Genomic DNA, 22,794 nt, shown 5'->3' with positions numbered 1-22,794 from the left:
CTGAGCTATGGAGGACCCTGATGTCCTGGAAGTCTGGGGGCGCGACTGCGCTTCATCCCCATGGAATATCGCCCCGGAACGGTCCCCGTTTCCGTCGATGGCGGCCCGGTTTGCCGCCCGCTGCCCGGGCCTGGAGGGCCGGGGCCAGTGCTGCGCTGGTCACAGCCCTGGCCCTTGCGGCCGTCCCGGGCGCCACCGCGGACTCAGCGCCGGCCGACCCGAGCCTGCCGTCGAGCCCTGTTACGGTGACGGCGGATTCGCTGCCGACGGTCCAGGTTGACGGGGTGGTGTGGCAGCAGGCTGTCATCGGAGACCGGGTGTTCGCGGTGGGGAAATTCAATACTGCCCGTCCCGCCGGCGCCCCGGCCGGAACCCAAACGACGCCCCGGAAAAACATCCTGGCGTTCAGCCTGAGCACGGGTAAGCTCATCACCGGTTTTACGGCGTCCCTCAACGCCCAGGCCCTGGCGGTGACGGCTTCCCCGGACCACAAACGGCTCTATGTGGGCGGCGACTTCACCCAGGCCAACGGCCAGGCAGTGCGGAAGGTTGTGGCCCTCGACCCGGGGACCGGGGCCGTCATTCCCGGCTGGGCGCCGCCGATGTCGGGGTCGGTCCGGGCGATCGCGGCCACGCCGGACACGGTCTTTGTGGGCGGCACGTTCACCGCAGTGGGCTCCGCCGCGAGATCGAGGTTGGCGGCGGTCCGCGCTTCCGACGGCAGCCTGCTGGCATGGAAGCCCGCGGCCGGAGGCGGACAGGTCAACGCCCTGGCCCTCGCCCCTGACCGCAGCAAGGTGGTGGTCGGCGGGTCCTTCACTACGCTCAACGGCAGCAGTGAGCCGGGCTTTGGCCTGGGCGCCGTGGATGCAATCGGCGGAAAGAACCTGCCCACGCCGGCCAACAATGTCGTGCGCAACGCCGGCACGTACGCGGCCATCACCTCGCTCTCGAGCGACGGGACAAGCTGGTACGGGACGGCATTTATCCTGGTTGACAGCGGAGGCACCGGGAACCTTGAGGGATCCTTTGCCGCGAACTGGTCCAACCTCGCCATCAAGTGGATCGATGACTGCCGTGGCGACTCTTACAGCACCTTTGCCAGCAGCACGGCTGTCTACAAGGCGGGGCACTCGCATGACTGCGGGAAGATCGATGGCTTCCCGGAATCCGATCCCCGGTCCTGGCACCGGGCGCTCGCCTACAGCAAGGCGGCGACCGGGACCCTGACCCGGCCCAGTGCCCGGTTTCCGAGCTTCGTCGGCCAGCCCATGCCGACGCTGCTGGTGTGGTTCCCGGACATGGACACCGGGACGGCCACGGGCCAGAACCAGGGCCCGTGGACCGTTGCCGGAAACGATCAGTACGTGGTGATGGGCGGCGAATTCCTTAGCGTCAACCTGCGCGGGCAGCAGGGGCTGGCACGCTTTGCCGTCAGCAGCATCGCCCCGAACAAGGAAGGCCCCAGGTCCGCGGCCGCGTCCACGAATCCGGTGCTGTCATCGACGTCGCCCGGCACGATCAACATCAGCTGGCAGGCGAACTGGGACCGTGACACCTCAAGGCTTACCTACAAGCTGTACCGGGACGGGACCGTCATCAATACCCGGACGGTCTCGTCCCGGTTCTGGTATCGGCCCACGATGACGCAACTCGACTCGGTGCCGCCCGGCACCACCCATGAATACAAGGTGGTGGCCGCCGATTCGTTCGGCAATGCCAGTACGTCCCTGGCGGTGAGCCTGAAGGCCAAATGACGCACACGTTGGGCGCAGGACGGGCCGGATCCATTCTGGACCCGGCCCGTCCTGCGCCCCGGCAGATGGCTGTTAGTAGTTGTAGCGGATGCCGCCGGTCTTGCCTTCCACCAGCAGCCCCTGGGTGTCGGCCCAGTGGTTGCTGGTGGTCAGGCCCGCCACGGTGCTTGCGGCGCGGCTGACAACCCGGACGGGGTACTTCGAGCCACTGCCGAAATCGAACTGGTTGCGGCCGAGCTTGTTGTTCGAGAGCGTGACCGTGATGTTCGAGTATTTGCCGTTGTCGATGTTGATGGAGGACTGGCCGTCATCCACCCAGTTCATGTCGACCACGACGTTGGCGAGCTTGGCAACGTTCTGTTGCAGCATGATGCCCGTGCCCGCGTGCGTGCCGCGCGGGCTCGGCGCGCTGCCGGCGCCGGGAGTGGAGTTGGCCACGACGTTGTTGCCGGCGATGCGGATGTTCTGGCCGCCCTGGACCTGGATGCCGTCGTTGTGCGTGCCGTCGCTGTGGGCGGGATCGTAGGACCAGTAGGTCAGCCCGTGGATGTAGTTGGCTTCGGCCGTCACGTTCGCAGTCACGGGACCACCCGGGCGGTTGAAGATGCCCAGACCGTCGTTGGTGCCCTGGATGTGGTTCCGCCGCGCGGTGTAGTCGTGGCCGACGATGCCGTCGCGGTAGTAGGACGGCTTGTCCGGGACAATCGTGCTGTCCTGGACCACAAGGTTGACAACGGCGGCGCTGTTGGCGTCGACGACGCCGGTGTTGGCCTTCGGGATCGCCTTGCCGCCGTGCAGCCGGCTGTTCTTGATAACTACGTTCTTGGCCCGGACCTTGATGTCGCCGTAAATGTCCAGGCCGTTCAGGACCGTGCCATCCGTGGTGATGATGAGGTCCGCGCCCGAGGTGTTGTAGGGCTTCAGCACCGTTCCGGCGGGGACGCCGGTGGTCGACGCACTCGGTTTGTAGGACCCAACCGTCAGCGCTGCGGGCGCCATTGCTGGCGCAGCCTGGACAGCCGGTGCCGCGGACAGGGCGAGGGCAGTGATTGTCACTGCCGCAGCGCCCGCGGCATACGTTGCGCGGGCGTTCTTGCGCTGGACTTTCTTCGTGCCAATGGCCATAGTGTCAAACCTCTTTTGTCTTGCTCTCCGGGCACGGGGAATCGCAGGGACATAGCGGAACTGGCGGGAGGCCCGCTCGGGCCTGTCTGCCGGCGGCGTGGAGACCGCGCCGGTATGGTGCTTGGTGCTGCGTCAGCGCCAATTGTGTTCTTGAGGCCTAGGTGACTAGGCCCGGGCGAGGCACGGGCGGACCCGTCGCGCTCGCGGCTGACTTCCCGGGAGGTGTTCCCCGACCCCGGCTTCTGTGCAGACACGCTAGTCGAGGTCCCCGCGATGTTGCAAATTGGTATCACCGACCCCCGCGACATTCCAACTTGATCACGCCCGGGCGCGTCGCTTGCGACACGCCACAAAAATCCCCGTGAATCCGGCCTTCCGGACCAGTGTCCCCGGAGACAGTGAAACGGCCGTGAAATTATTTTCTGCGGTACTCGCTGTAGACATAGCCGAAGGCTCCGGACGCCATGCCCAGGCCCCGGGCGGCGGTCCGCATTCCCCGCGCCTGCTGCTGCACCGAGCCGCTGATGAGGCCCGCCGCCAGGCGCGCGGTTCCGCCGGCCAGCCGGACTGAGCCGGAACCGAGGGACACGCCTCTGGCGCGCAGCCGGGCGGTCGGGCCTGCGGCAAGTTCCAAGCCGACACGGGCCGCGGAGTTGCCGCTGCGAAGGGCGCGGCGCAAAACCCAGCTGCGGGTGAGCCGTGAGGACGGAACGCGGTCCACCACCATGGCCTCGTCGCACCACAGCATGGATCCGCCGCGCTGGACCAGTTGCCGGGTGAAGAGCGTGTCCGAGCCGCCGCTGAGGCCGAAGCGTTCATCAAACCCGAGCCGCAGCGCCCGGACCTGCTGCAGGTCCAGGAGCAGGTTGTTGGTCGCAGCCACGTCCAGCCGGGTTCCGGTGGCGAGCCTGCGGCGGTTGAAGAACCCTCCGGCTTCGATCCAGGGCTCCGGCTCGTATTCGTATTCGCTGATAACCGGACCAACAACGGCGGCGGCGCCGCTGGAGCGCTGCAGGTCCACGAGCTGCTCCAGCCACCGCTCCGACGGTACTTCGTCGTCGTCGATGAAGACCAGCAGCGCACTCGACGCCGCCTCGCGCAGGGCTCGGTTCCGCGCCGCCGCGATGCCGGGCTTCGGCTCGTGGACGTACCGGACCAGCCCCGGCCGGAGCGTGCCGGCGAGCCCTTCCACGATGGGGCGGGCGCTCGCCTCGGGGTCGTTGTCTATCACCAGCACTGTAGTCGGGAGGTCCGTGGGCAGGTCCGTCCGCGGAGCCCCGGACCCGACTCGATATTCCTTCCCGGGACTTCCCTGCCCGGGTCCGGCCTGGGCCGCCAGCCGGGGCAGCGCCAGGGCGATGTCCTCCGGCCGGCGGTAGGTCAGCACCGCAATGACGAGGCCGCCCGCCGGGATCCCGACGGCGGGTTCGCCGCCGGAGGGGCGGACGCTGGGATGAGTGATGTCAGTCATTCTGACCTCTCGTTGTCGTGGGGACTTGCCGTGGGGCAGGCCGTCCAATGAGTGCCCGCGCCTGCTCGACATAGCCGGAGAGCATGCGCCGGTGGAAAACCCGCAGCGCGGCGAGGGCGAGGGCTGCATAGAGCGCCAACCCGCCGAACAGGTGCCACGGGCCGTGCACGGAGGCCAGGGACAACGCCCAGTATCCGGCCGCCCCCCATGCAGCGGCGTGGACTGCCGGGAAGATGGCCGCCAGCTGCGTCATCGCCGTCACGCCCGTCAACCGGGACTGGATGCGCAGGATCACGGGGGTGAGCACGAAGCCGGCAGCGGAGTATCCGACGGCGACACCCAGGACACCGAACTGGAGGCCGACCACGATACCGCCCACCTGCACGACGGCGGCCAGGATCTCGTACCTGACTATCACCCCGCTCTGCCCCAGGCCCTTCATCAGGGAGGGGGTGACATAGAAGACGGTTTCGCGTGCGCCCCCGATGGCGAGCACGCTGACGAGCCCGGCTGCGGGCAGCCACTCGGGGCCCAGGACCAGGCCCACAAGCTCGGGTGCGGCGCAGGCCACGAAGACCATCAGCGGGACCGCGGAGATCGCCAGCAGCCGGGTCGCGGACACAAGGCTGGCGGCCACCTTCTCCGGGCTGCCGGCCGCGCGGGAAAATGCCGGAAACATGACCCGGTTGACGGTCTGGCCAATCAACTGGACCGGGATGACGAGGATGCGGTAGGCCATCCCGTACAGGGAGAGGGCGGCGACGCCGAGCACCCGGCCCACCAGGATGTTGTCCAGGTTCCGCGAGAAGTAGGCCAGGCAGTCGGTGGCAAAGATGCTGAAGCTGAACCGGAACAGGGGCGCCACGGTCCGGAAGGCAAAATTGGGGACAGGGCCCGGGCCGGCTGCCAGCAACAACGAGCTGCAGACGAGGTCGGTGGCGACCACCTGATACACCATGGACCACGGGCCGGCACCGGCAAGCGCCGCGCCGATCCCGGCCGCGCTGCCCGCGGCGGCCGCCGCAATGTCCGCCGCGCCGACCTTGTGGAGTGCCAGGTTCCGGGACAGCATGGCCCGCGGCGCGATGGCCAGGGCTTTGACCGGGATAGCCAGAGCCAGCAGCCGCAGGATCGGCTCAAGCTCGGCTACGCCGAAGAACTGGGCGATCCAGGGAGCGGCGAACCATGTCGCCACGGCGAGCAGGACCGCCACGAGGATGTTCAGCGTGGCGGTGGCGCCAGCCATGCGGCGCGTAACGTCCGGCCGCTGGACGAGCGCCGCGGAGAGGCCCTGGTCCAGCAGCAGAGCCACCAGGCTGATGTACACGGTGGCGGCCGCGATGACTCCGTAGCTCTGCGGCCCCAGGATCCGGGCCAGAACCACGGCGCAAAGCATCTGGAATCCCTGCCGGGCCAGCACTGCGCCGAAGCTCCACCGGACGCCTCGAGCCGTTTGGGGACGCTCGGCCGGTACTGTGGCTGCATCGGGGGCAGGGCTGCCGGTCACAGCAGTCTGCCCGCAGCCTGCGCCAGATACCCGGTCATGAGGGTCCCGTAGCGTTCAGGACTGTGCCTGCTGCCCGCTTCGGCGGCGTCGAGCCTGGCGCTGGACTGGTAGTGCTGCCACCGGCCGGCGACGCGGGCGAGTGCATCTGCGAGCTCAGCGGGATCACCGGGTTCGACGAACTGCGCCGAACGGTAACCGGCTGCGGCCTCCCGCAGGCCCGAGGTGTTGCTGACGATGACAGGCCGGGAAGCCAGCACAGCCTCGACGGCCGTGTTGCCGAACGGCTCGTCGAGCCGGGAGGGCACCACGACGACGTCGGCGTCGGCAAGGAACGGCCAGACCACGTTCTGGAATCCGTGGAACGTGACGTGGTCTTCGGCACCGTGGGCTTGCACCTGGTTGCGGAGGCCGGCCTCGTAGTCCTCGTAGCCGGGGAAGACCGCCCCGACCACGGACAGGCGGGCCGGCACGCCGTCGCTGCGGAGCCGCAGCAGGGCGTCGATGGCCACGTCCACGCCCTTGCGGTGGGACAACCGCCCGACGTACAGGATACGGAGTCCCCCTTGGAGATCCGGCCGGGGCGGGACCGGCTCGGCAGGCCCGGGGACACCGTTGTAAAGCACTCGTGAGCGGGCCTGGAGCGCCGGCAGCGCAGAGGCCAGGGTGTCCGAACTGAACTGGCTGTTCGTCAGGATGCCGCGGGAGAGCAGGAGCGGCAGGGCCAGGGCCGCGCGGAGGGCCCGCGGCGCGTTGGCCTCCGCCTCATGGACGTGGGTGACCACCGGGACCCCCGTCAGCCGTCCCGCGGCCGTCCACAGCGGGACAGTGACGGTGTTCGCCAGAATGACGTCGGGCCGCGCGCCCCGGATCACCCCTATGCTCCGAAGCAACCCATGCACGGACGTGGCCGCGAGCTTCGTCAGGCCCGCTGGAGTGAGCAGGCTCTTGCGCAGCACCGGGGTGGGCGACAGAATGACCGCGGCGCCCCGGCGCTTGAGTTCCGCCACGAGCGGCCCCGACGACGGCAATGCCACCAGGACGCGCGCACCGCTGCGGTGCAGCCCCTCAATCGTTTCCAGCAGCACCCGGTCGGAGCCGTAGAGATCTGCGCTGGGGTGCGCCACCAGTACCGAGAATTGCTCCCCGTCAGTCTTCATCGTGCCCCCTCGATCCGGTACCGCGGCTGAAGGCAACCCCGAACGGGACCGGGGCCGCTGCTGACGCATGAACGCCGGTCCGGCCACCGGGCGTGGCCCCGGGGCCCGTTGCTCGAACCCCGCCACTGAGACCTGCTGCTGAGACCTGCTGCCAGGGCCTGAGGCCACGACGTGATTCCCGGCCCTGACACCCAAAAGAAACCCAAAAACTGTTGCCGGACCTGACGGCCCGCCCTAGCTTAGAGAAAGACTACGGCCGGTGCCGGAATTTGGCTAGGATTCAAGCCCGAAGGCACGGCCGTCCGCCGGCAGCGCTGACCTCGCGGTGGCATCGGGAGGCGTGAGCGCCGGGACCGGCCCCAAAGTCACAGAACCAAAAAGCTTCCGCACGGCACGGTCGCAGTCAATAATGGTGCGTCAGGGACCATGAAGGACCGTGCCGCTGCAGGCACGGCGTGGTGGCCGCATGGGGGTTCGCTTGGAACTGTCTGAGTACGGACGCGCGATTGCGCGGGGCTGGCTGATAGTGCTTGTGTGCGTGCTGGCGGGCGTCGCGGTTGCCTGGGGCGTGACAGAGAGGGCAACGCCGGTGTATCAAAGCACCGTCAAGTTTTACGTGGTGTCACCGCCGGCAACCGGACAGTCGGCCCTGCAGTCCCTCGAACTGTCGCGGGGACGCATCGCCTCCTACGCGAGCCTGGTCAAGAGCGACAAGTTTGTGGAAAACCTCGTCGACACCAGTTCTACCGGCCTGTCGGCAGCGGACATCGCGCAGAGCATCAGCGCCTCGGCGGATCAGGAGACCCTGATGTTGACGGTGGTCGTCAGCCTGCCGGACCAGGCCAAATCCCTCGCGATCGCACGCCAGATCGTCTCCGGCCTCAACTCGGCGCTGGATGACGTCGAAGCCGGCCGGACCCAGAGCGGCGGCGGGAAGACCGTCCTGAATGTGGTGGCCGGACCCACCGACGAGACGGAACCTGTTTCCCCCCGGCTTTCCTTGAACCTTGGCCTTGGCGCGCTGCTTGGCCTGGGCGCCGGCATCGCCATCGCCGTCGCCCGCCGGATGACGGATCACACGCTGCGGACCCCCGAAGAGGTCGAAGACGCGTCCGGGCTGCCGCTGCTGGCCCGCATTCCCGCCAGTGCGGAGGCGCGCAAGTTCTCCGGCGTCCTAGAACACCGCGCGGCCTCGCTGCTCGATGAGGCGGCGCGCCGGCTCCGCACCAACATGGACCATATTCCCGTGCTGCCGGCATCCGGCGTCGTGCTCATTACCTCGGCACGGGCAGGGGAGGGCAAGACCACCGTGGCACTCATGCTGGCCCGGACCTGGGCAGAGGCGGGGGAGAAGGTCCTGCTAGTGGAGACGGACCTGCGCCGTCCCCGGCTGGCTTCAGAACTCAAACTCGGCAACTCCATGGGTCTGGCCGCAGTCCTCGCCGGCCGGTCGGGACTGTCCGGTGTCATCCAGAAAACGGCGAGTGACCGCCTCCATATTGTGGCCGCGGGCGCGGTTCCCGAGAACCCCACCGAACTCTTGGCAAGCCAGGCCATGACGGCAGCGCTGGGCGATATGCGGGGCAGCTACAGCCGCGTCATCCTCGACGCGCCGGCCATGCAGCCGTTCAGCGACGCCGCCTTGCTGGCGGTGCAGGCGGACTCAACGGTGCTGGTGGTCAGATACCAGAACGTGACACGCGAACTGCTGGGCGCGTCCTTGCGGAATCTGGAACTAGTCAAAGCCACGGTGGCGGGGGCAGTGCTGAACGCCCTTCCGTTGCGCTTGTCCGAAGGGCGCAAGCAGCCTCGGACGAAGCTCCGCAAGGGCCAACGCGCCAAGGTGACGGCCCCGGTGGTGCCCGCGGAACCGGCGCCGGTCAAGCACTCTGCCAGCCGGAGGTGAACATGGACGGCGTCGTGGTTCCCAGCCGGATCCTGAATCCCGGCCGGGTGGCCTAAATGCAGCTGGCGGCCTGGGCCGGGGTGTGTCTCGCGGCAGCCTTCCTCTTCCGTCAGCGCGCCAGGGTGCCATTGGCTGCGGTCCTGGGCCTGTGGTTGCTGGTGCCGGCGATAGGATCCGCGACGCTCACCGGCGTTTCCTCCGGCCCCCTGTCCGTCCATCCCGCAACCTGGCTGGTGCTCTCCATTTTCCTGGTGCGCCTGTTCCACGATCCGGCCAGCATCAGGATGGTCGTGGGCCGACATTTCCTGCTGTTCCTGGTCCTTGTCTTGGTCATCGGGGCGGCGTTCCTGGCCACGTCGACCTCCGGCAACGGCGGCGGAATGGTGCTGTTGGTGGACCAGATAGTGGTGCCGGTGCTGTTCTTCCTGCTGCTGCTCGCCGAAGCCGTTCGCGGCGGGGGACTCGTGCAGATGCTGCGTTCCGTGCTCTTGGCCCTCGTGGCGCTCGCCTGTGCCGTGGCTGTCGCACAGTGGCTGACGGGCAGCGTCCTGTTTTACGAGTCGGGGTTCAAGACCCAGTACTGGTTCGCCAGGGACTCCGGGCGCTGGATGGGGACGCTGGACCAGCCGCTCGCCCTGTCCCTCGTTGTCAGTGTTGCGGCGCCGCTGGTGGCAGGCCTGACACGCCAGTGGCTGCAGGCCGGGCTGTTGGGACTCATGGCCGTGGCGGTGCTGATTTCGCAATCCCGTGTGGGACTCGTGGCCCTGGCCGTGGCAACCATAGTGGTGGTGCTCTTTACCCGGAGGCCTGTCTGGGTCAAGGCCGCCATGCTCCTGGTCATGACGGGAGTGGGCACTGCCATCATGACGTCCCCGCTGGTGGCCGGGGTGGCAGCGCGGGTGGCCGACGACACCGGGTCCAGCGAGGCGCGCGGCCTTGCCCTGGAGTACTTCCTGAGCCGCTGGAACGAATATACCGTGGCCGGCCAGGGGATCGGTTCCAGCTACCGTGTGGCGGTCCAGGCCGGGCTGCAAACGAGCTTCGAGAATCCGATCCTGATGTACGGCATCGACTTCGGCCTCCTGTTCGCCGTGCTCTACTTCGGGGCCATGGCCGTGCTGGTGTTCCGCGGCATGAGGAGCGGATACCCCGGCCTGACCCTGGCCGGGATCATGGCGCTTGTCATACCGCAGACGTACAGCTCCCTGGCAACGCGGTCCGCCGGCGGCATCGTCATCTGGACGGTCCTGGCCATGGTGGTCATCGCGGCCGACGAGGCGCGGCGCGGTGATTCCGCGCCCGCCAAAGCACCCGCCCAAGCGTTCGCCGCCAAACAGGCCGCCGCGAAGGCCGCCGCCCCTGCGAAGGCCCCAGCCGCCCCCGCGAACGTGCCGGGCAGAGGATCGCCATGATCGCCCGGCGGCAGTTCTTGGGGTTCGCCGCCGCTGGGGCTGTGCTGGGCGTGGCCGGCTGCTCGTCCTGCCCCGGAACCCCCGCGGCGGGGGCCATTGCCCGGCCGCGGCCCGCAAGCGTCACGGCGGCGGCCGCAGCCAAGGAGTTCGTCACAGCGGGCGCCGTCGCAGCCCCCGGGGATAAGGGACCCTTCACGGTCGCCAACCTGCTGGCAGCGCCGTCGTTCTTCGTCGCGCACCGGGGCTCCGGGGACAACTGGCCGGAGCACACGATGCGTGCCTACCAGGGTGCGGCGGCCGCGGGGCTGAAGGCGATCGAGGTGTCGGTTTCCGCCACGCAGGACGGCGTGCTGGTCTGCCACCACGATCTAAACACCCAGCGGCTGACCGGCATCGACCTGACCATCGCCCGGGCGCCCTACGCGGCGCTGGAGCCGCTGCGCAACGACGCCCGGGCATGGCTCGGCCCGGCCACCCCGCTGGAACCCATCGCGCTCCTCACAGACGTCCTGGACGCCTTCGCCGCCAGCCACGTGATCTTCCTCGAGGACAAACCCGGGACCAACGCCGACGAAATCCTGGCCCTGCTGGAGGCCTATCCCGCGGCCCGGGACCATGTGGTGTGGAAGCAGCCGGCTGCCTCGCGGGGACACGAGCTCGCCGCGGCCAAGGGCTACACCACCTTCGGCTACTTCGTAGCGCGGGACAAGGACAAGGTGCCCGGACTCATCGGGCGGACGGACCTGCTTGGCGTCCACCACACCGCGCCGGAGGCGATGATCCGCCAGATGGTCGCCTCCGGCAAGCCGGTCCTCGCTTGGGAGCTGCACCGGCGCAGCGAGCACGCCCGCCTGCTGGACTTGGGCGTGCGCGGCTTCATTTGCGCCAACATCCGCTACGTCCTGCATCAGGAGGAACCGCTGGTGGCAGACGGCTTCGCGGCCGGACTCCGTGCAACCGGCGACCTGCCGTGGGCCGCCGACGCCGTCTGGGATGCGCAACCGGCATTTGCCGACGGGGCCGTCAGCATCTCCGGCCCGGACAAGTCCGGCTACGTGCTGGGCTCCATAGCCGGGGCGGTCGATTCCCCGGACCGGGAGTTCGAGTTCGAGCTGCGCTGGCCGGCCGGGCTCCCGCCGGCCGGCCCGGGCGCGGGGGTGTCCTTTGGCCAGGACTCCGATGCGCCCTATCGTCCGGGGTCCGCCTCGAAACTGTCCGGCTATTCCCTGGACGTCACCGCGGACGGCACCATGACCCTCTACCGGCACGACGCCGGGACCCCAGCCCCGGTCCGGCTCGCGGGGTCCGGCAGCCCGGCGCCGCGGCCCGGGGAGTGGATGAAGTTCGTGGTGTCCCTGGGACCGTGGCACATCAGCGTCCGCCGGGACGGGGATGGAGACGGCGCGAATGTCGCTGCCGACGACACCCGCTACGGCGGAGCATGGCTGACCCTGCTGAAGAATTACGACGCCGGACCTCCCGTCGAGTTCCGCGGTGTGCGGGTCCGCGCGGTGGCCGCGCAGGAGGGCTGCGGGAACGTGGGATAATTAGGTTTAATCTGTGTGACGTATTTCGCGCCGCTTGCTTTCCGGGCGGCACGGGGCACGCCGCAGCGAACGCCGATCCAGGAGTCCCCCGCCATGGTTGCCACCCCAGCCCACCTCCGCCGCTCTGCCGCCGCCCTGGGAAACGAGGAGGTCCTGAGGATCCGCAACGATTTCCCGATCCTGCAACAGCACGTCAACGGCTTCCCGCTCGTCTACCTGGACTCAGGGGCCACTTCGCAGAACCCGCTGAGCGTGCTCGAGGCCGAGCAGGAATTCTATGAGCAGCGGAACTCCGCGGTCCACCGCGGGGCGCACCACCTCGCCGTCGAGGCCACCGAGGCATTCGAAAACGCCCGGGAAACGGTCGCCGACTTTGTCGGGGCCGAGTGGGATGAGCTGATCTGGACCTCCAACGCCACGGAGGGCCTGAACCTGCTCACCTATTCTTTCCTCAACGCTTCCCTGCCCGGCGCCGGACCCGAAGCGGCCCGGTTCGCCCTGGCCCCGGGCGACGAACTCGTCGTCACGGAGATGGAACACCATGCCAACCTGATCCCCTGGCAGGAGCTGGCGGCCCGGACAGGCGCCGTCGTGAAGTTCATCCCGATCAACGACGCCGGCGCCCTGGACCTGGAGGCCGCCGCCGGCATCATCGGCCCGCGCACCCGCGTCCTGGCGTTCACCCACGCGTCCAATGTCCTGGGCACCATCAACCCGGTAGCCGCCCTGGTGGCCCTGGCCCGGTCCGCGGGGGCCCTCGTGGTGCTCGACGCCTGCCAGTCCGCGCCGCACCTGCCTCTGGACGTCAAGGCGCTCGACGTCGACTTCGCGGTGTTCTCCGGCCACAAAATGCTCGGCCCCACCGGAATCGGCGCCCTCTATGGCCGCTCGGAACTGCTCAACGCGATGCCGCCGTTCCTGACGGGCGGGTCCATGATCACCACCGTCACGATGGAACGGGCCGGATTCCTGCCGAGCCCGCAACGCTTCGAGGCCGGCACCCAGCGCATTTCGCAGGCGGTCGCACTGGCCGCGGCGGTGAACTACCTCAGCGAAACCGGGATGGACCGCATTCACGCCTGGGAGGCCGAACTCGGCCAGCGCCTCGTGCGCGGTCTGGAATCCATCCCCGGACTCCGGGTGCTGGGCCCCGCGGCGGGACTGGAACGCATTGGCCTGGCGGCGTTCGACGTCGCCGGCGTCCACGCGCACGACGTCGGCCAGTTCCTGGACAGCCGGGGCATCGCCGTGCGGGTCGGCCACCACTGCGCCCAGCCGCTGCACCGGAGGCTCGGGCTGGCGGCGACGACGCGCGCCAGCACGTATCTTTACAACACCACGGACGATGTGGACGCGTTCCTAAACGCGGCCGCCGATGTCCGTGCCTACTTCCAAGCCTAGGACGGACATCCATGAGTCTTGACCAGCTCTACCAGCAGATCATCCTGGAACACGCCAAGGCCCGGCACGGCAGCGGCCTGGCCGCCGCGGCCGCACCCATGGACGCCAGCAGCGGCCAGTCCCACCAGCTGAATCCGACCTGCGGCGACGAAATCACGGTCCGGGTGTCCGTGGCAGGCGGGAAGGTCAGTGAGCTGCGCTGGGACGGCGACGGCTGCTCAATCTCGATGGCCTCGGCATCCGTGCTGACCGAGCTCGCCGAGGGCATGAGCGTCGAGGAACTCCGCACGGTCATAGACAGCTTCCGCGAGGTGCTGCGCTCGCGCGGCAAGGTGCCGGCCGACCCGGAGGTGCTGGGCGACGCCGCCGCGTTTGAGGGCGTGTCCCGTTACGCCGCCCGGGTCAAGTGCGCCATGCTCTCATGGGTGGCCGCGGAGGACGCCCTCGGCCAGGCCGCTGGCAGGCTGACGGCCGCGCCCTAGGGACGGCCCAGCCCCTTGTAAGTCCAGCCGGCGGCCCGCCACTTGGCAGGGTCCAGGACATTGCGGCCGTCCAGGATGCGCGGCGCGGACACGAGCGCCTTGGCCGCGTGCGGATCCAGTTCCCGGTAGGCCTGCCATTCGGTCAGCAGCAGCACGGCATCGGCCTTCTGCAGCGTCGTCTCAAGGTCCGGCTCCAGCTGGAGTTCCGGGAAACGCTTGGCGGCATTGGGCAGGGCCTGGGGGTCGGTCACCGTCACCACAGCGCCCTGCAACTGCAGCTGCGCGGCAGCGCTCAGCGCGGGGGAGTCCCGGACGTCGTCGCTTTCGGGCTTGAAGGCCGCGCCCAGGACGGCGATCCGCTGTCCCATCAAGGTGCCGCCGCAGAGCTCCCGCGTGAGTTCGACGACCCGGGTCCGGCGCCTCATGTTGATGGCGTCAACCTCCCGCAGGAAAGTCAACGCCTGGTCGGCGCCCAGCTCGCCCGCGCGGGCCATAAACGCACGGATGTCCTTGGGCAGGCAGCCGCCGCCGAAACCGATGCCGGCATTCAGGAATTTCCGGCCGATCCGCTCGTCCAGCCCGATCGCGTCGGCCAGCCGGGTGACATCGGCCCCCGTGGCCTCACAGACCTCGGCCATGGCGTTGATGAAGGAAATCTTGGTGGCCAGGAAGGAGTTGGCGGCAGTCTTGACGAGTTCGGCCGTAGCGTAGTCCGTGACCAGCCGGGGTGTCCCGCGCGAGAGCGGGGTCTCGTAGACCTGGTCCAGGACAGCCACCGCTGGGTGGTCTTCGCTTCCGTCCGGTGTCCCGTAGACAAACCGGTCCGGGTTCAGGGTGTCCGTTACGGCGTGGCCTTCGCGAAGGAACTCCGGGTTCCAGACCAGCATCGCGCCGGGCTCTGTTTCGGCCAGCACCTCGGCCAGCCGTACGGCCGTACCTACAGGCACGGTGGATTTCCCGGCCACGACGTCGCCGGGGGAGAGATGGGCGGCCAGAGCCGTGACTGCGGCGTCAACGTAGCGCAGATCGGCGCCGTTTTCGCCGCGTTTTTGAGGGGTTCCGACACAGATGAAGTGGACCTCGGAGCCGCGGGCGGCGGCCATGTCGGTGGTGAATCGCAGAAGCCCGGATTCTTCCAGCTCGGACAGCAGATCGTCCAAAACAGGTTCATAGAACGGGGCGTGGCCTGCTGACAGTTGCGCCACTTTGTGTTCGTCGACGTCGATGCCTACAACGTCGTGGCCCAGCTTGGCCATGCAAGCAGCATGAACAGCGCCCAAATAACCGCAACCGATAACCGAAATCCGCATACTCTCGTTGTCCTCCCGTCGGGCCTGTTCACAGAGTACGCGGTGGACCGCGGAATCGCACAGCAGCGGAGAGTGTCATGAGCACCAAGGCCGCAAGGGCGCCGATCATGGCGCCGAAAGTGTTCGCGGCGACATCGGAGACGGAGGGAAAGCGCGCCGGGAGGAAGAAAAGCTGGGCGAGCTCAATCAGGACCGAGACCAGGAAGCCGACGGCGGCCCCGCCCCACCACAGCCGGGCACCCAGGATCCGGGCCACGAAGGCACCCAACGGAATGAACAGGACCATGTTGGCGGCCAGTTCCAGCACCCGATAGTCGAACCATTCGGGGACACCCCAGCGGTGCAGCTTCCGCAGCGACCGCAACAGCAGATCGGAGGCGCCCTGGTCCACGGGAACGGGCCAGAGCGCAATGAGGCCAAGAATGAGCACATAAGCCCCCAGCCCCCACATGGCCGCACGACGGGGTAGCACTTGGCGTCCCCTTTCATCTGTCCACTTTTTTGCCGATTCTATCCGCCGGCAGGCAACGAGCGCAGGAAATCCGGCACACCGGCGGGCATATGACGGCCGGTGTGCCGGGTACTAGCTAAGCAGCCCGGCCACGCCAATCGCCGCCGTCGCGGCCCCCAGCAGCATGGAGATGCTGACCAGGACCACATGGACGGTCAGGAAGCGCGTGGCCTTCCCGTTGGCGTCGCGGGCACGCGGATCCTTCATGACCCGGCGCAGGAACTGCGGCCAGACAACCAGGGACCAGACGCCGGCGACGATCAGGACGACGGCGAGGACCGCGGGCAGTTCCACGGGGTCAGTGGCTTTCGAGCCAGGCCTGGGCCTGCTGGGACTGCAGGTTCAGGGCCTTGCCGACCATCGGTTCTGCGGCGTCGGCGATCTTGCCGCCGAGGAACGGCACCGAGGAGGTCACGTCGCCCTCGAGCTCGATCCGGGTGTTGCCGCCGTCGGACACGAGACGCTGGACAGCGTTCACGTCCAGCGGGGCGCCGGAGACCTTCAGGGAGATCTTGCTCTGCCGGGAGCCGTCGGCGGCGGGGGCCTCCCAGGCCTCCAGCTGCGTCACCTTCAGGCTTTCGCCAACAAATTTCCGGGCAATGTCGGGCATCCGGGTGGTGGGGATGGTCCGCACGGTGGTGGTGTTGAAAGCGCCGGCGGTGTCACCGTCGATGGCGAAGGATTCCAGGGTGCCGCCGACGAGCTCGCTCGTGTGGCGCAGGAAGTCTTCATTGACGAAAACCGCGGTAACGCGGTCGACGCTGTGCGGAACGGTGGTGGATGCACTCAGGGCCATAGGGGGTCCTCCGTGATGTGGAAGTGGACGTTTCGGGCTCCAACATCCTACGTGGTGTGCCGGGCTGGCTCCGATTCGAGGTTTTCCAGATCCCGGGCGGCGGCGGTGATATTCCGCGACATGGCGGGAAAAATGACGCTGTGGAACGGCAGCACCGCGAGCCAGTAGAGGCGGCCGCTGAGGCCCTTGGGAAAGAAGATGGCGCGCTGGCGGTAGCGGCTGCCCGTCCCCTCCGGCTCCACGGAAAGTTCGAGCCAGGCCCGGCCCGGGGCGCGCATTTCGGCCCGCAGCCGCAGCAGCCGGCCACGGTCGATCCGCTCGACCCGCCACCAGTCCACCACCTCGCCCTCGGCCAGCAGGTGCGGGTGCCGGCGGCCGCGCAGCAGCCCCGCCCCGCCGGTGAGCTTGTCCAGCCAGCCGCGCACCTGCCAGGCCAGCGGCAGGGAGTACCAGCCGTTCCGGCCGCCGATTCCTTCGATGACGGTCCACACATATTTGGGGTCCACGTCGCTTTGGAAGCTGCGCTCGTCCACGTACACGGCGTGGCCGGACCAGTCCGGGTCGCTCGGCAGGGGATCGGCGTCGACGCCGGCGCTGGCCCACGTGGTCTCCACCTGGCCGTCGCGTTCCTTGCCCAGGGCGAGGGCCACGGCCCGCCGGTAGGGGGTGAGGCCGTCCTCCGGCGCGGGGATGTACGCATCGATGTCGTGCTCGGCGGCGACGGCGTCGTGCTGGAGCGATTCGACGAGTGGCAGGGACATGGAGAGCGGGATCGGGGTGGTCAGCGCCACCCACAGACCGGCCAGTTTGGGGGCCGGCACCGGCAGCGCCAGGACCACCCGGTGCGGCAGGCCTGCCTCGGCGGCGTATTCCTGCATCATTCCGGCGTAACTGAGCACCTGGCGGCAGCCGATGTCGAAGGTCCGGTTGATGGGTCCTTCCAGCGACGCCGCGGCCACGAGGTAGTACAGGACGTCACGGACCGCGATCGCCTCGATCTTGTTGCGCACCCAGCTCGGGGCGGGCATCAGCGGCAGCGTCTCGGACAAATGCCGGATCATTTCGAACGACGCCGAGCCCGAGCCGATCACGACGCCGGCCTGGAAGACCACTGCGTCCACCGGGCTGTCCAGGAACACCTTCCCCACCGCTTCGCGGGAGCGCATGTGGGTGGACAGTTCGGCCCCGGCCGGGTGCAGGCCGCCGAGGTAGACGATCCTGTCCACTCCGGCGGCGGCTGCGGCCCGGGCGGCCGTCCCGGCCATCGTCTTTTCCTTGGCCTCGAAGCCGGCCCCGGCCGCCATGGAATGGACCAGGTAGTACAGGACGTCGACGCCGTCGAGCGCCGCCTGCAGGGCATCGCCGTCGTCGAGGCTGCTGTGGATCACCTCCACATCGTCCAGCCAGGGCACGCCGGCGATCTTGGCCGGGGTGCGGACCACGACTTTGACCCTGTGTCCAGCTTCCAGGAGCCGGGGGACAAGCCGGCCGCCGATGTAGCCGGTGGCCCCTGTAACGAGCACGGTCTTAGGGGACGCGGCCTTTGCGGTGGCTCCCTGCGGGGCTGGAGCAGGAGTTCCAGCGGGTTCGGGGGTTGCGGTTGTGCCGTTCATGGTGACTCCTTGTCAGCCAGCAGTTGGCGGGTGGCCTACCAAGCCATTCGGTGCGCGGCCCGCGTTGGATGGGCCGCCCGCTCCTCAAGCCAGCCTAGCCCCGTCGGCGGCGCCCCGGGCAGGTCCCGCCGCCCGGACCCGTCGGCGGGCCCCGAGGCTCCGCGGTAGGCTTGGAGGGCCCGGGATTCTCGCGAATTTCGGCTATTCGTGTTGCCTGCACCCCGTGATCCCATCAGGAGCAACAGCTATGAGCCTCAACGGCCCCTCTCTCACCGGTTTGCGCCGTGTCCTCGCCGAAGACCGGAACTACGCCCGTATCCAGGCCGAGGCCGCCCGCGGGTTCGCCGCCCGCAGCGAGGATTACCAGATCAGCGCCCCGGCCGGAATGCGGTCCACGCTGCTCGCGGAAATGGCGGACGGACTCGCGACCCTGGCGGGGAACGAAGCTGGCCCTGCCGAAGCCGGCACGGCCGAACCCGGCTCTGCCGGGGCTGGCCGGGGAGTGCCCGTGGTCCTGGCCGTCACCGCGACCGGACGCGAGGCCGAGGACCTGACCGAGGCCCTGCGCGCCTTCCTGCCGGCTGACGCCGTCGCGGAGTTCCCCAGCTGGGAGACGCTGCCGCATGAGCGGCTCTCCCCGCGCTCGGACACCGTGGGCCGGCGGCTGTCCGTGCTGCGCCGGCTCGCGCACCCCGAATCGTCCACCGCCGGTGCGCTGCGTGTGGTGGTGGCCCCCGTCCGCGCCGTCGTGCAGCCGATCGTCGCAGGCCTGGGCGAACTGGTGCCGGTGACCCTGAAGGTCGGCCAGGAGGCCCCCTTCAGCGGTGTCGTCAAGAGCCTGGCCGATGCCGCCTACGCCCGGGTGGACATGGTGACCCGCCGCGGCGAGTTCGCCGTCCGCGGCGGCATGCTGGACGTCTTCCCGCCCACCGAGGACCACCCCATCCGGGTCGAGTTCTTTGGTGACGAGGTGGACCAGATGCGCTGGTTCGCCGTCGCCGACCAGCGCTCGCTGACCGCGCCCGGCCTGCACCATCCCACCGAACTCCATGCCCCGCCGTGCCGCGAAATCCTGATCACACCCTCCGTCATGTCCCGCGCCGCCACCCTGAAGTCCCAGCTCCCGGCCGCCGCGGACATGCTGGAGAAAATCGCCGGGGGCATCGCCGTCGAGGGCATGGAATCGCTGGCCCCCGTGCTGGTGGACGCCATGGTGCCGTTCCTGGACCAGTTACCGGCCGGGTCCATCGCGGTAGTGATCGAGCCGGAGAAGGTCCGCACCCGGGCCCACGACCTCGCCGCCACGAACGAGGAATTCCTCGAGGCCGCCTGGTCCACGGCGTCCGACGGCGGCACGGCACCGCTCGACTTAAGCTCCGCGGCCTCCGTTGCGCTGCACTCGGCCAGCTTCCGTTCGCTGACCGAAACCCGCACCGCCGCCCTCGAGCACGGCGTCTCCTGGTGGTCCATCACGTCGCTGGCCAGCGACGAGGAGTTGCTGCCCGACGTCGACGTGCTGAACCTGCACGCCCGCGAACCCCGCGGCTACCAGGGCGACGTGGCGGAAATGATGGACTTCATCGGCTCCCGCGTCCGGGACCAGTGGCGGATCGTCGTGGTCACCGAGGGCCCGGGCCCGGCGCAGCGCCTCGCCGAACTCTTCCACGACAACGACATCCCGTGCGCGCGGGTGGACACGCTCGAGGCCGATCCGCAGGCCGGGCTGATCGAGGTGACCACCGCCGCCGTCGGGCGCGGGTTTGTCCTGGACCCGCTCAAGCTGGCGCTCCTGACCGAGGCTGACCTGCTGGGCCGGACCTCTGCCGGTTCCACGAAGGACATGCGCCGGATGCCGTCCAAGCGGCGGAATGCCGTGGATCCGCTGCAGCTCGTGGCCGGGGACTCCGTGGTGCACGAACAGCACGGCATCGGCCGGTTCGTCGAACTGATCCAGCGCAAGGTCGCCGGTGGCGGCGAGGGCGTGCGCGAATACCTGGTCCTGGAGTACGCCCCGTCCAAACGCGGGGCCCCGGGCGACCGGCTCTTCGTGCCCACCGACCAACTGGACCAGGTCACCCGGTACGTCGGCGGCGACACCCCGGCGCTGAGCAAGATGGGCGGCGCGGACTGGGCCAGCACCAAGTCCAAGGCGCGCAAGGCGGTCAAGGAGATCGCCGGCGAGCTGATCCGGCTGTACTCGGCCCGGATGGCCTCCCGCGGCTACGCCTTCGGCCCGGACACCCCGTGGCAGCGGGAACTGGAGGAGGCCTTCCCGTACGTGGAGACCCCGGACCAGCTGACCACCATCAACGAGGTCAAGGCCGACATGGAGCGGGAGATCCCGATGGACCGGCTGATCTCCGGCGACGTCGGCTACGGCAAGACCGAGATCGCTGTCCGGGCCGCGTTCAAGGCGGTCCAGGACGGCAAACAGGTCGCCGTGCTGGTGCCCACCACGCTGCTCGCCCAGCAGCACTACGAGACGTTCACCGAACGGTTTTCCGGCTTCCCCCTCGTCGTCAAGCCGCTGTCCCGCTTCCAGACCGGCAAGGAGGCCAAGGAAACCGCCGACGGCGTCAAAGCCGGTTCCGTGGACGTCGTGATCGGCACGCACCGGCTGCTGTCCAAGGACTTTGGCTTCAAGGACCTCGGCCTGGTGATCGTGGACGAGGAGCAGCGCTTCGGCGTCGAACACAAGGAAGCGCTGAAGAAGATGCGCACCAACGTCGACGTCCTGGCCATGAGCGCCACCCCGATTCCGCGCACGCTGGAAATGTCCCTGACCGGCATCCGCGAAACTTCCACCCTGGCCACCCCGCCGGAGGAACGGCACCCCGTGCTGACGTACGTGGGCCCGTACACGGACAAGCAGACGTCCGCCGCGATCCGCCGTGAGCTGATGCGCGAAGGCCAGGTGTTCTTCGTCCACAACCGGGTGTCCACGATCGACCGCACCGCGGCGAAAATCCGCGAACTGGTCCCGGAGGCCCGGGTGGAGGTGGCGCACGGGCAGATGTCCGAGAGCCGGCTGGAACAGATCATCGTGGACTTCTGGGAGAAGCGCTTTGACGTCCTGGTCTGCACCACGATCATCGAGACCGGCCTGGACATCTCCAACGCCAACACCCTGATCGTGGACGGCGCGGACAAGTACGGCCTCTCCCAGCTGCACCAGCTGCGCGGACGTGTGGGCCGCGGCCGTGAACGCGCCTACGCTTACTTCCTCTACCCCTCGGAAAAGCCGCTGGGCGAGGTGGCGCTGGAACGGCTCAAGGCCGTCGCGACGCACAATGAGCTCGGCGCCGGCATGCAGCTGGCCATGAAGGACCTGGAGATCCGCGGCGCCGGCAACCTGCTCGGCGGCGAGCAGTCCGGCCACATCCAGGGCGTCGGCTTCGACCTCTACATCCGACTGGTCGGCGAGGCCGTGGCCGAATATCGGGGCGAGGCGGAGGAGAAGGCCGCCGAAATGAAGATCGAGCTGCCGGTCAACGCGCACCTGCCGCACGACTATGTGCCGGGCGAACGGCTGCGCCTGGAGGCTTACCGCAAACTCGCCAGCGCCATCACCTACGAGGCGATCGAGGAGGTCCTCGCGGAACTCGTGGACCGTTACGGCGAGCTGCCGCTGCCGGCCACCAACCTGATCGAGGTCGCCCGGTTCCGGGTGGGCGCCCGCGAGGCCGGATTGTCCGACGTCGCGCTGCAGGGCAACTTCATCAAGTTCTCCCCGGCGCAGCTTCCCGAGTCCAAGCTCATGCGCCTGACCCGGATGTACCCGGGCGCGCAGGCGAAGCCGGCCCTGGATGCCGTGCTCGTCCCGAAGCCCAAGACGGCCAGGATCGGCGGCCGGGACCTGCAGGACGCCGAGATCCTGGAGTGGGCCAACGGAGTGATCCGCAACATCTTCTCCGACGCCCCTGTCTCTGCCACACCGGCGGTGAAATAAAAGAATGATGGGAGGACATCACGCCGCGTCGGGAGCCGCGGCGTGGGTAGCCATTGCCTCGACCGGCCCGTATGCGCTGGGCTGGTACCCCCTGGATCCCACCGGAATCGTGATCGGCGCGATGGCGACGGCGGGGACCGCACTGGTCTGCGACTGGGACCACCGCGCCAGCACGGTGGCGCACGCGCTGCCGCCGCTGTCCAACCTGGTGGCGCGCGGCATTGAGAACGCCAGCGGGGGCCACCGGCAGGGCACACATTCGGTGCTGGGCGCGGCGTTCTTCGTGCTGCTGGCCACGATCGCCGGGCAGTGGCAAGTGCAGACCCAGTGGGGGCTGCTGTCCGTCGGGGCCGGCCTGCTGTGCATGTTCATGATCAACATCGCCGCCAAGGCACTGAAACTCTTCCCGAAATTCGGCTGGATCAGTAACTGGATCGTCGGGCTGCTCATGGCAGGTCTCGTGACGTGGTTCGCGCCGCACCAGTGGACCTGGCTGCCGGTTTCGATGCTCACCGGGGTGGTGGTGCACATTGTGGGGGACATGATCACCACCGGGGGAGTGCCGCTGCTCTGGCCACTTGTGATCAAGCCGCCCAAGGTCCTGCGGAAACTGCCGCTGCTGAAGAACATCTGGAGGGCCAACGGGGCGTTCTCCATCCCGCTGCTGGGCCGGGCGGGATCGCGGCGGGAATGGTTCGTCCTGATCCCGGTGAGCGGCTACGCCATGGTGGGGATGTTTGGCGCCGGCCTGACGGTGGCCAAAGCGCACTTCCCCGCGGCCCTGGCCCTTGGCACGGGGCTGGTCAAAGGCCTGTTCGCGCTGGTGCCCGGCTAGGACTGCGGCCGGTTA

At 68.7% G+C, this 22,794-nt stretch carries 17 protein-coding genes; 8 read left to right on the top strand and 9 right to left on the bottom strand.

The annotated features are described in order from the left end of the window. Positions 1-110 precede the first annotated feature (110 nt). Positions 111-1,757, top strand: coding sequence for a hypothetical protein (locus tag B5X90_RS07910; protein WP_079551660.1), 1,647 nt, complete (start codon positions 111-113; stop codon positions 1,755-1,757). Between the two features lie 72 nt (positions 1,758-1,829). On the opposite strand, the gene B5X90_RS07905 is transcribed toward B5X90_RS07910, so the two are convergent. The 4 genes from B5X90_RS07905 to B5X90_RS07890 all read right to left on the bottom strand — a co-directional run bounded on the left by B5X90_RS07905 (position 1,830) and on the right by B5X90_RS07890 (position 7,017). Beyond that, entirely contained in the window at positions 1,830-2,882 is a 1,053-nt protein-coding gene (locus B5X90_RS07905; protein WP_079551657.1) for a right-handed parallel beta-helix repeat-containing protein, read from the bottom strand. Between the two features lie 415 nt (positions 2,883-3,297). After that, entirely contained in the window at positions 3,298-4,353 is a 1,056-nt protein-coding gene (locus B5X90_RS07900; protein WP_079551655.1) for a glycosyltransferase family 2 protein, read from the bottom strand. Continuing rightward, on the bottom strand, positions 4,346-5,860 hold the full coding sequence (locus B5X90_RS07895; protein ID WP_079551653.1) for a lipopolysaccharide biosynthesis protein: 1,515 nt from the start codon (positions 5,858-5,860) through the stop codon (positions 4,346-4,348). Before B5X90_RS07895 ends, B5X90_RS07900 begins: the two co-directional genes overlap by 8 nt. After that, positions 5,857-7,017 carry a glycosyltransferase family 4 protein gene (locus B5X90_RS07890; RefSeq protein WP_079551651.1) on the bottom strand — a complete coding sequence of 387 codons (1,161 nt, stop codon included), beginning with the start codon at positions 7,015-7,017 and terminating at the stop codon, positions 5,857-5,859. Before B5X90_RS07890 ends, B5X90_RS07895 begins: the two co-directional genes overlap by 4 nt. A gap of 478 nt (positions 7,018-7,495) precedes the next feature. On the opposite strand from B5X90_RS07890, the gene B5X90_RS07885 reads away from it, so the two are divergent. From B5X90_RS07885 to sufU, 5 genes are all read left to right on the top strand, one after another. Then, the gene (locus B5X90_RS07885; RefSeq protein ID WP_179129079.1) at positions 7,496-8,923 is read left to right on the top strand and encodes a polysaccharide biosynthesis tyrosine autokinase; all 1,428 of its coding nucleotides are present in this window, start codon (positions 7,496-7,498) and stop codon (positions 8,921-8,923) included. Positions 8,924-8,979: 56 nt separating this feature from the next. After that, positions 8,980-10,335, top strand: a complete 1,356-nt coding sequence (locus tag B5X90_RS07880; protein ID WP_079551647.1) for an O-antigen ligase family protein — start codon at positions 8,980-8,982, stop codon at positions 10,333-10,335. Then, positions 10,332-11,882, top strand: a complete 1,551-nt coding sequence (locus tag B5X90_RS07875) for a glycerophosphodiester phosphodiesterase (RefSeq protein ID WP_079551645.1) — start codon at positions 10,332-10,334, stop codon at positions 11,880-11,882. Before B5X90_RS07880 ends, B5X90_RS07875 begins: the two co-directional genes overlap by 4 nt. A 93-nt stretch (positions 11,883-11,975) precedes the next feature. After that, complete coding sequence (locus B5X90_RS07870; protein WP_079551642.1) at positions 11,976-13,283, top strand: SufS family cysteine desulfurase; 1,308 nt, start codon at positions 11,976-11,978, stop codon at positions 13,281-13,283. 11 nt (positions 13,284-13,294) lie between these two features. Then, positions 13,295-13,765, top strand: a complete 471-nt coding sequence (sufU, locus tag B5X90_RS07865) for a Fe-S cluster assembly sulfur transfer protein SufU (protein WP_079551640.1) — start codon at positions 13,295-13,297, stop codon at positions 13,763-13,765. On the opposite strand, the gene B5X90_RS07860 is transcribed toward sufU, so the two are convergent. From B5X90_RS07860 to B5X90_RS07840, 5 genes are all read right to left on the bottom strand, one after another. Then, complete coding sequence (locus B5X90_RS07860; RefSeq protein ID WP_079551637.1) at positions 13,762-15,075, bottom strand: UDP-glucose dehydrogenase family protein; 1,314 nt, start codon at positions 15,073-15,075, stop codon at positions 13,762-13,764. The two genes, sufU and B5X90_RS07860, sit on opposite strands and share 4 nt — an antisense overlap. Before the next feature lie 28 nt (positions 15,076-15,103). Further along, on the bottom strand, positions 15,104-15,547 hold the full coding sequence (locus B5X90_RS07855; protein WP_256860112.1) for a VanZ family protein: 444 nt from the start codon (positions 15,545-15,547) through the stop codon (positions 15,104-15,106). Between the two features lie 111 nt (positions 15,548-15,658). After that, on the bottom strand, positions 15,659-15,880 hold the full coding sequence (locus B5X90_RS07850) for an SCO4848 family membrane protein (protein ID WP_018774651.1): 222 nt from the start codon (positions 15,878-15,880) through the stop codon (positions 15,659-15,661). Positions 15,881-15,884: 4 nt separating this feature from the next. After that, positions 15,885-16,382 (bottom strand): DUF2505 domain-containing protein, encoded by a 498-nt coding sequence (locus tag B5X90_RS07845; protein WP_079551633.1) that lies wholly within the window; start codon positions 16,380-16,382, stop codon positions 15,885-15,887. A gap of 47 nt (positions 16,383-16,429) precedes the next feature. Further along, positions 16,430-17,995 (bottom strand): SDR family oxidoreductase, encoded by a 1,566-nt coding sequence (locus B5X90_RS07840; protein WP_079551631.1) that lies wholly within the window; start codon positions 17,993-17,995, stop codon positions 16,430-16,432. A 247-nt stretch (positions 17,996-18,242) separates the two neighbouring features. Between B5X90_RS07840 and mfd the strand changes: the two genes are divergently transcribed. Then, positions 18,243-21,944 (top strand): transcription-repair coupling factor, encoded by a 3,702-nt coding sequence (gene mfd, locus B5X90_RS07835; RefSeq protein WP_079551628.1) that lies wholly within the window; start codon positions 18,243-18,245, stop codon positions 21,942-21,944. A 4-nt stretch (positions 21,945-21,948) separates the two neighbouring features. After that, positions 21,949-22,779: a metal-dependent hydrolase gene (locus tag B5X90_RS07830; RefSeq protein ID WP_179129078.1), complete on the top strand. Its 831-nt coding sequence runs from the start codon at positions 21,949-21,951 to the stop codon at positions 22,777-22,779. The last annotated feature ends 15 nt before the right edge of the window (positions 22,780-22,794 follow it).

Source organism: Arthrobacter sp. 49Tsu3.1M3, assembly GCF_900168135.1.
Classification (GTDB): Bacteria; Actinomycetota; Actinomycetes; order Actinomycetales; family Micrococcaceae; genus Arthrobacter.
Note: the sequence above shows the minus strand (reverse complement) of the source record. Positions and strands in the feature narration are given on the sequence as shown.

Excerpts from the sequence above, each read along its gene's own strand:
- mfd (WP_079551628.1), top strand. The coding sequence starts at position 18,243 with ATGAGCCTCAACGGCCCCTCTCTCACCGGTTTGCGCCGTGTCCTCGCC.
- B5X90_RS07900 (WP_079551655.1), bottom strand. The coding sequence starts at position 4,353 with ATGACTGACATCACTCATCCCAGCGTCCGCCCCTCCGGCGGCGAACCC.
- B5X90_RS07860 (WP_079551637.1), bottom strand. The coding sequence starts at position 15,075 with ATGCGGATTTCGGTTATCGGTTGCGGTTATTTGGGCGCTGTTCATGCT.
- B5X90_RS07875 (WP_079551645.1), top strand. The coding sequence starts at position 10,332 with ATGATCGCCCGGCGGCAGTTCTTGGGGTTCGCCGCCGCTGGGGCTGTG.
- B5X90_RS07905 (WP_079551657.1), bottom strand. The coding sequence starts at position 2,882 with ATGGCCATTGGCACGAAGAAAGTCCAGCGCAAGAACGCCCGCGCAACG.
- B5X90_RS07880 (WP_079551647.1), top strand. The coding sequence starts at position 8,980 with ATGCAGCTGGCGGCCTGGGCCGGGGTGTGTCTCGCGGCAGCCTTCCTC.
- B5X90_RS07830 (WP_179129078.1), top strand. The coding sequence starts at position 21,949 with ATGATGGGAGGACATCACGCCGCGTCGGGAGCCGCGGCGTGGGTAGCC.
- sufU (WP_079551640.1), top strand. The coding sequence starts at position 13,295 with ATGAGTCTTGACCAGCTCTACCAGCAGATCATCCTGGAACACGCCAAG.
- B5X90_RS07845 (WP_079551633.1), bottom strand. The coding sequence starts at position 16,382 with ATGGCCCTGAGTGCATCCACCACCGTTCCGCACAGCGTCGACCGCGTT.
- B5X90_RS07890 (WP_079551651.1), bottom strand. The coding sequence starts at position 7,017 with ATGAAGACTGACGGGGAGCAATTCTCGGTACTGGTGGCGCACCCCAGC.
- B5X90_RS07840 (WP_079551631.1), bottom strand. The coding sequence starts at position 17,995 with ATGAACGGCACAACCGCAACCCCCGAACCCGCTGGAACTCCTGCTCCA.
- B5X90_RS07870 (WP_079551642.1), top strand. The coding sequence starts at position 11,976 with ATGGTTGCCACCCCAGCCCACCTCCGCCGCTCTGCCGCCGCCCTGGGA.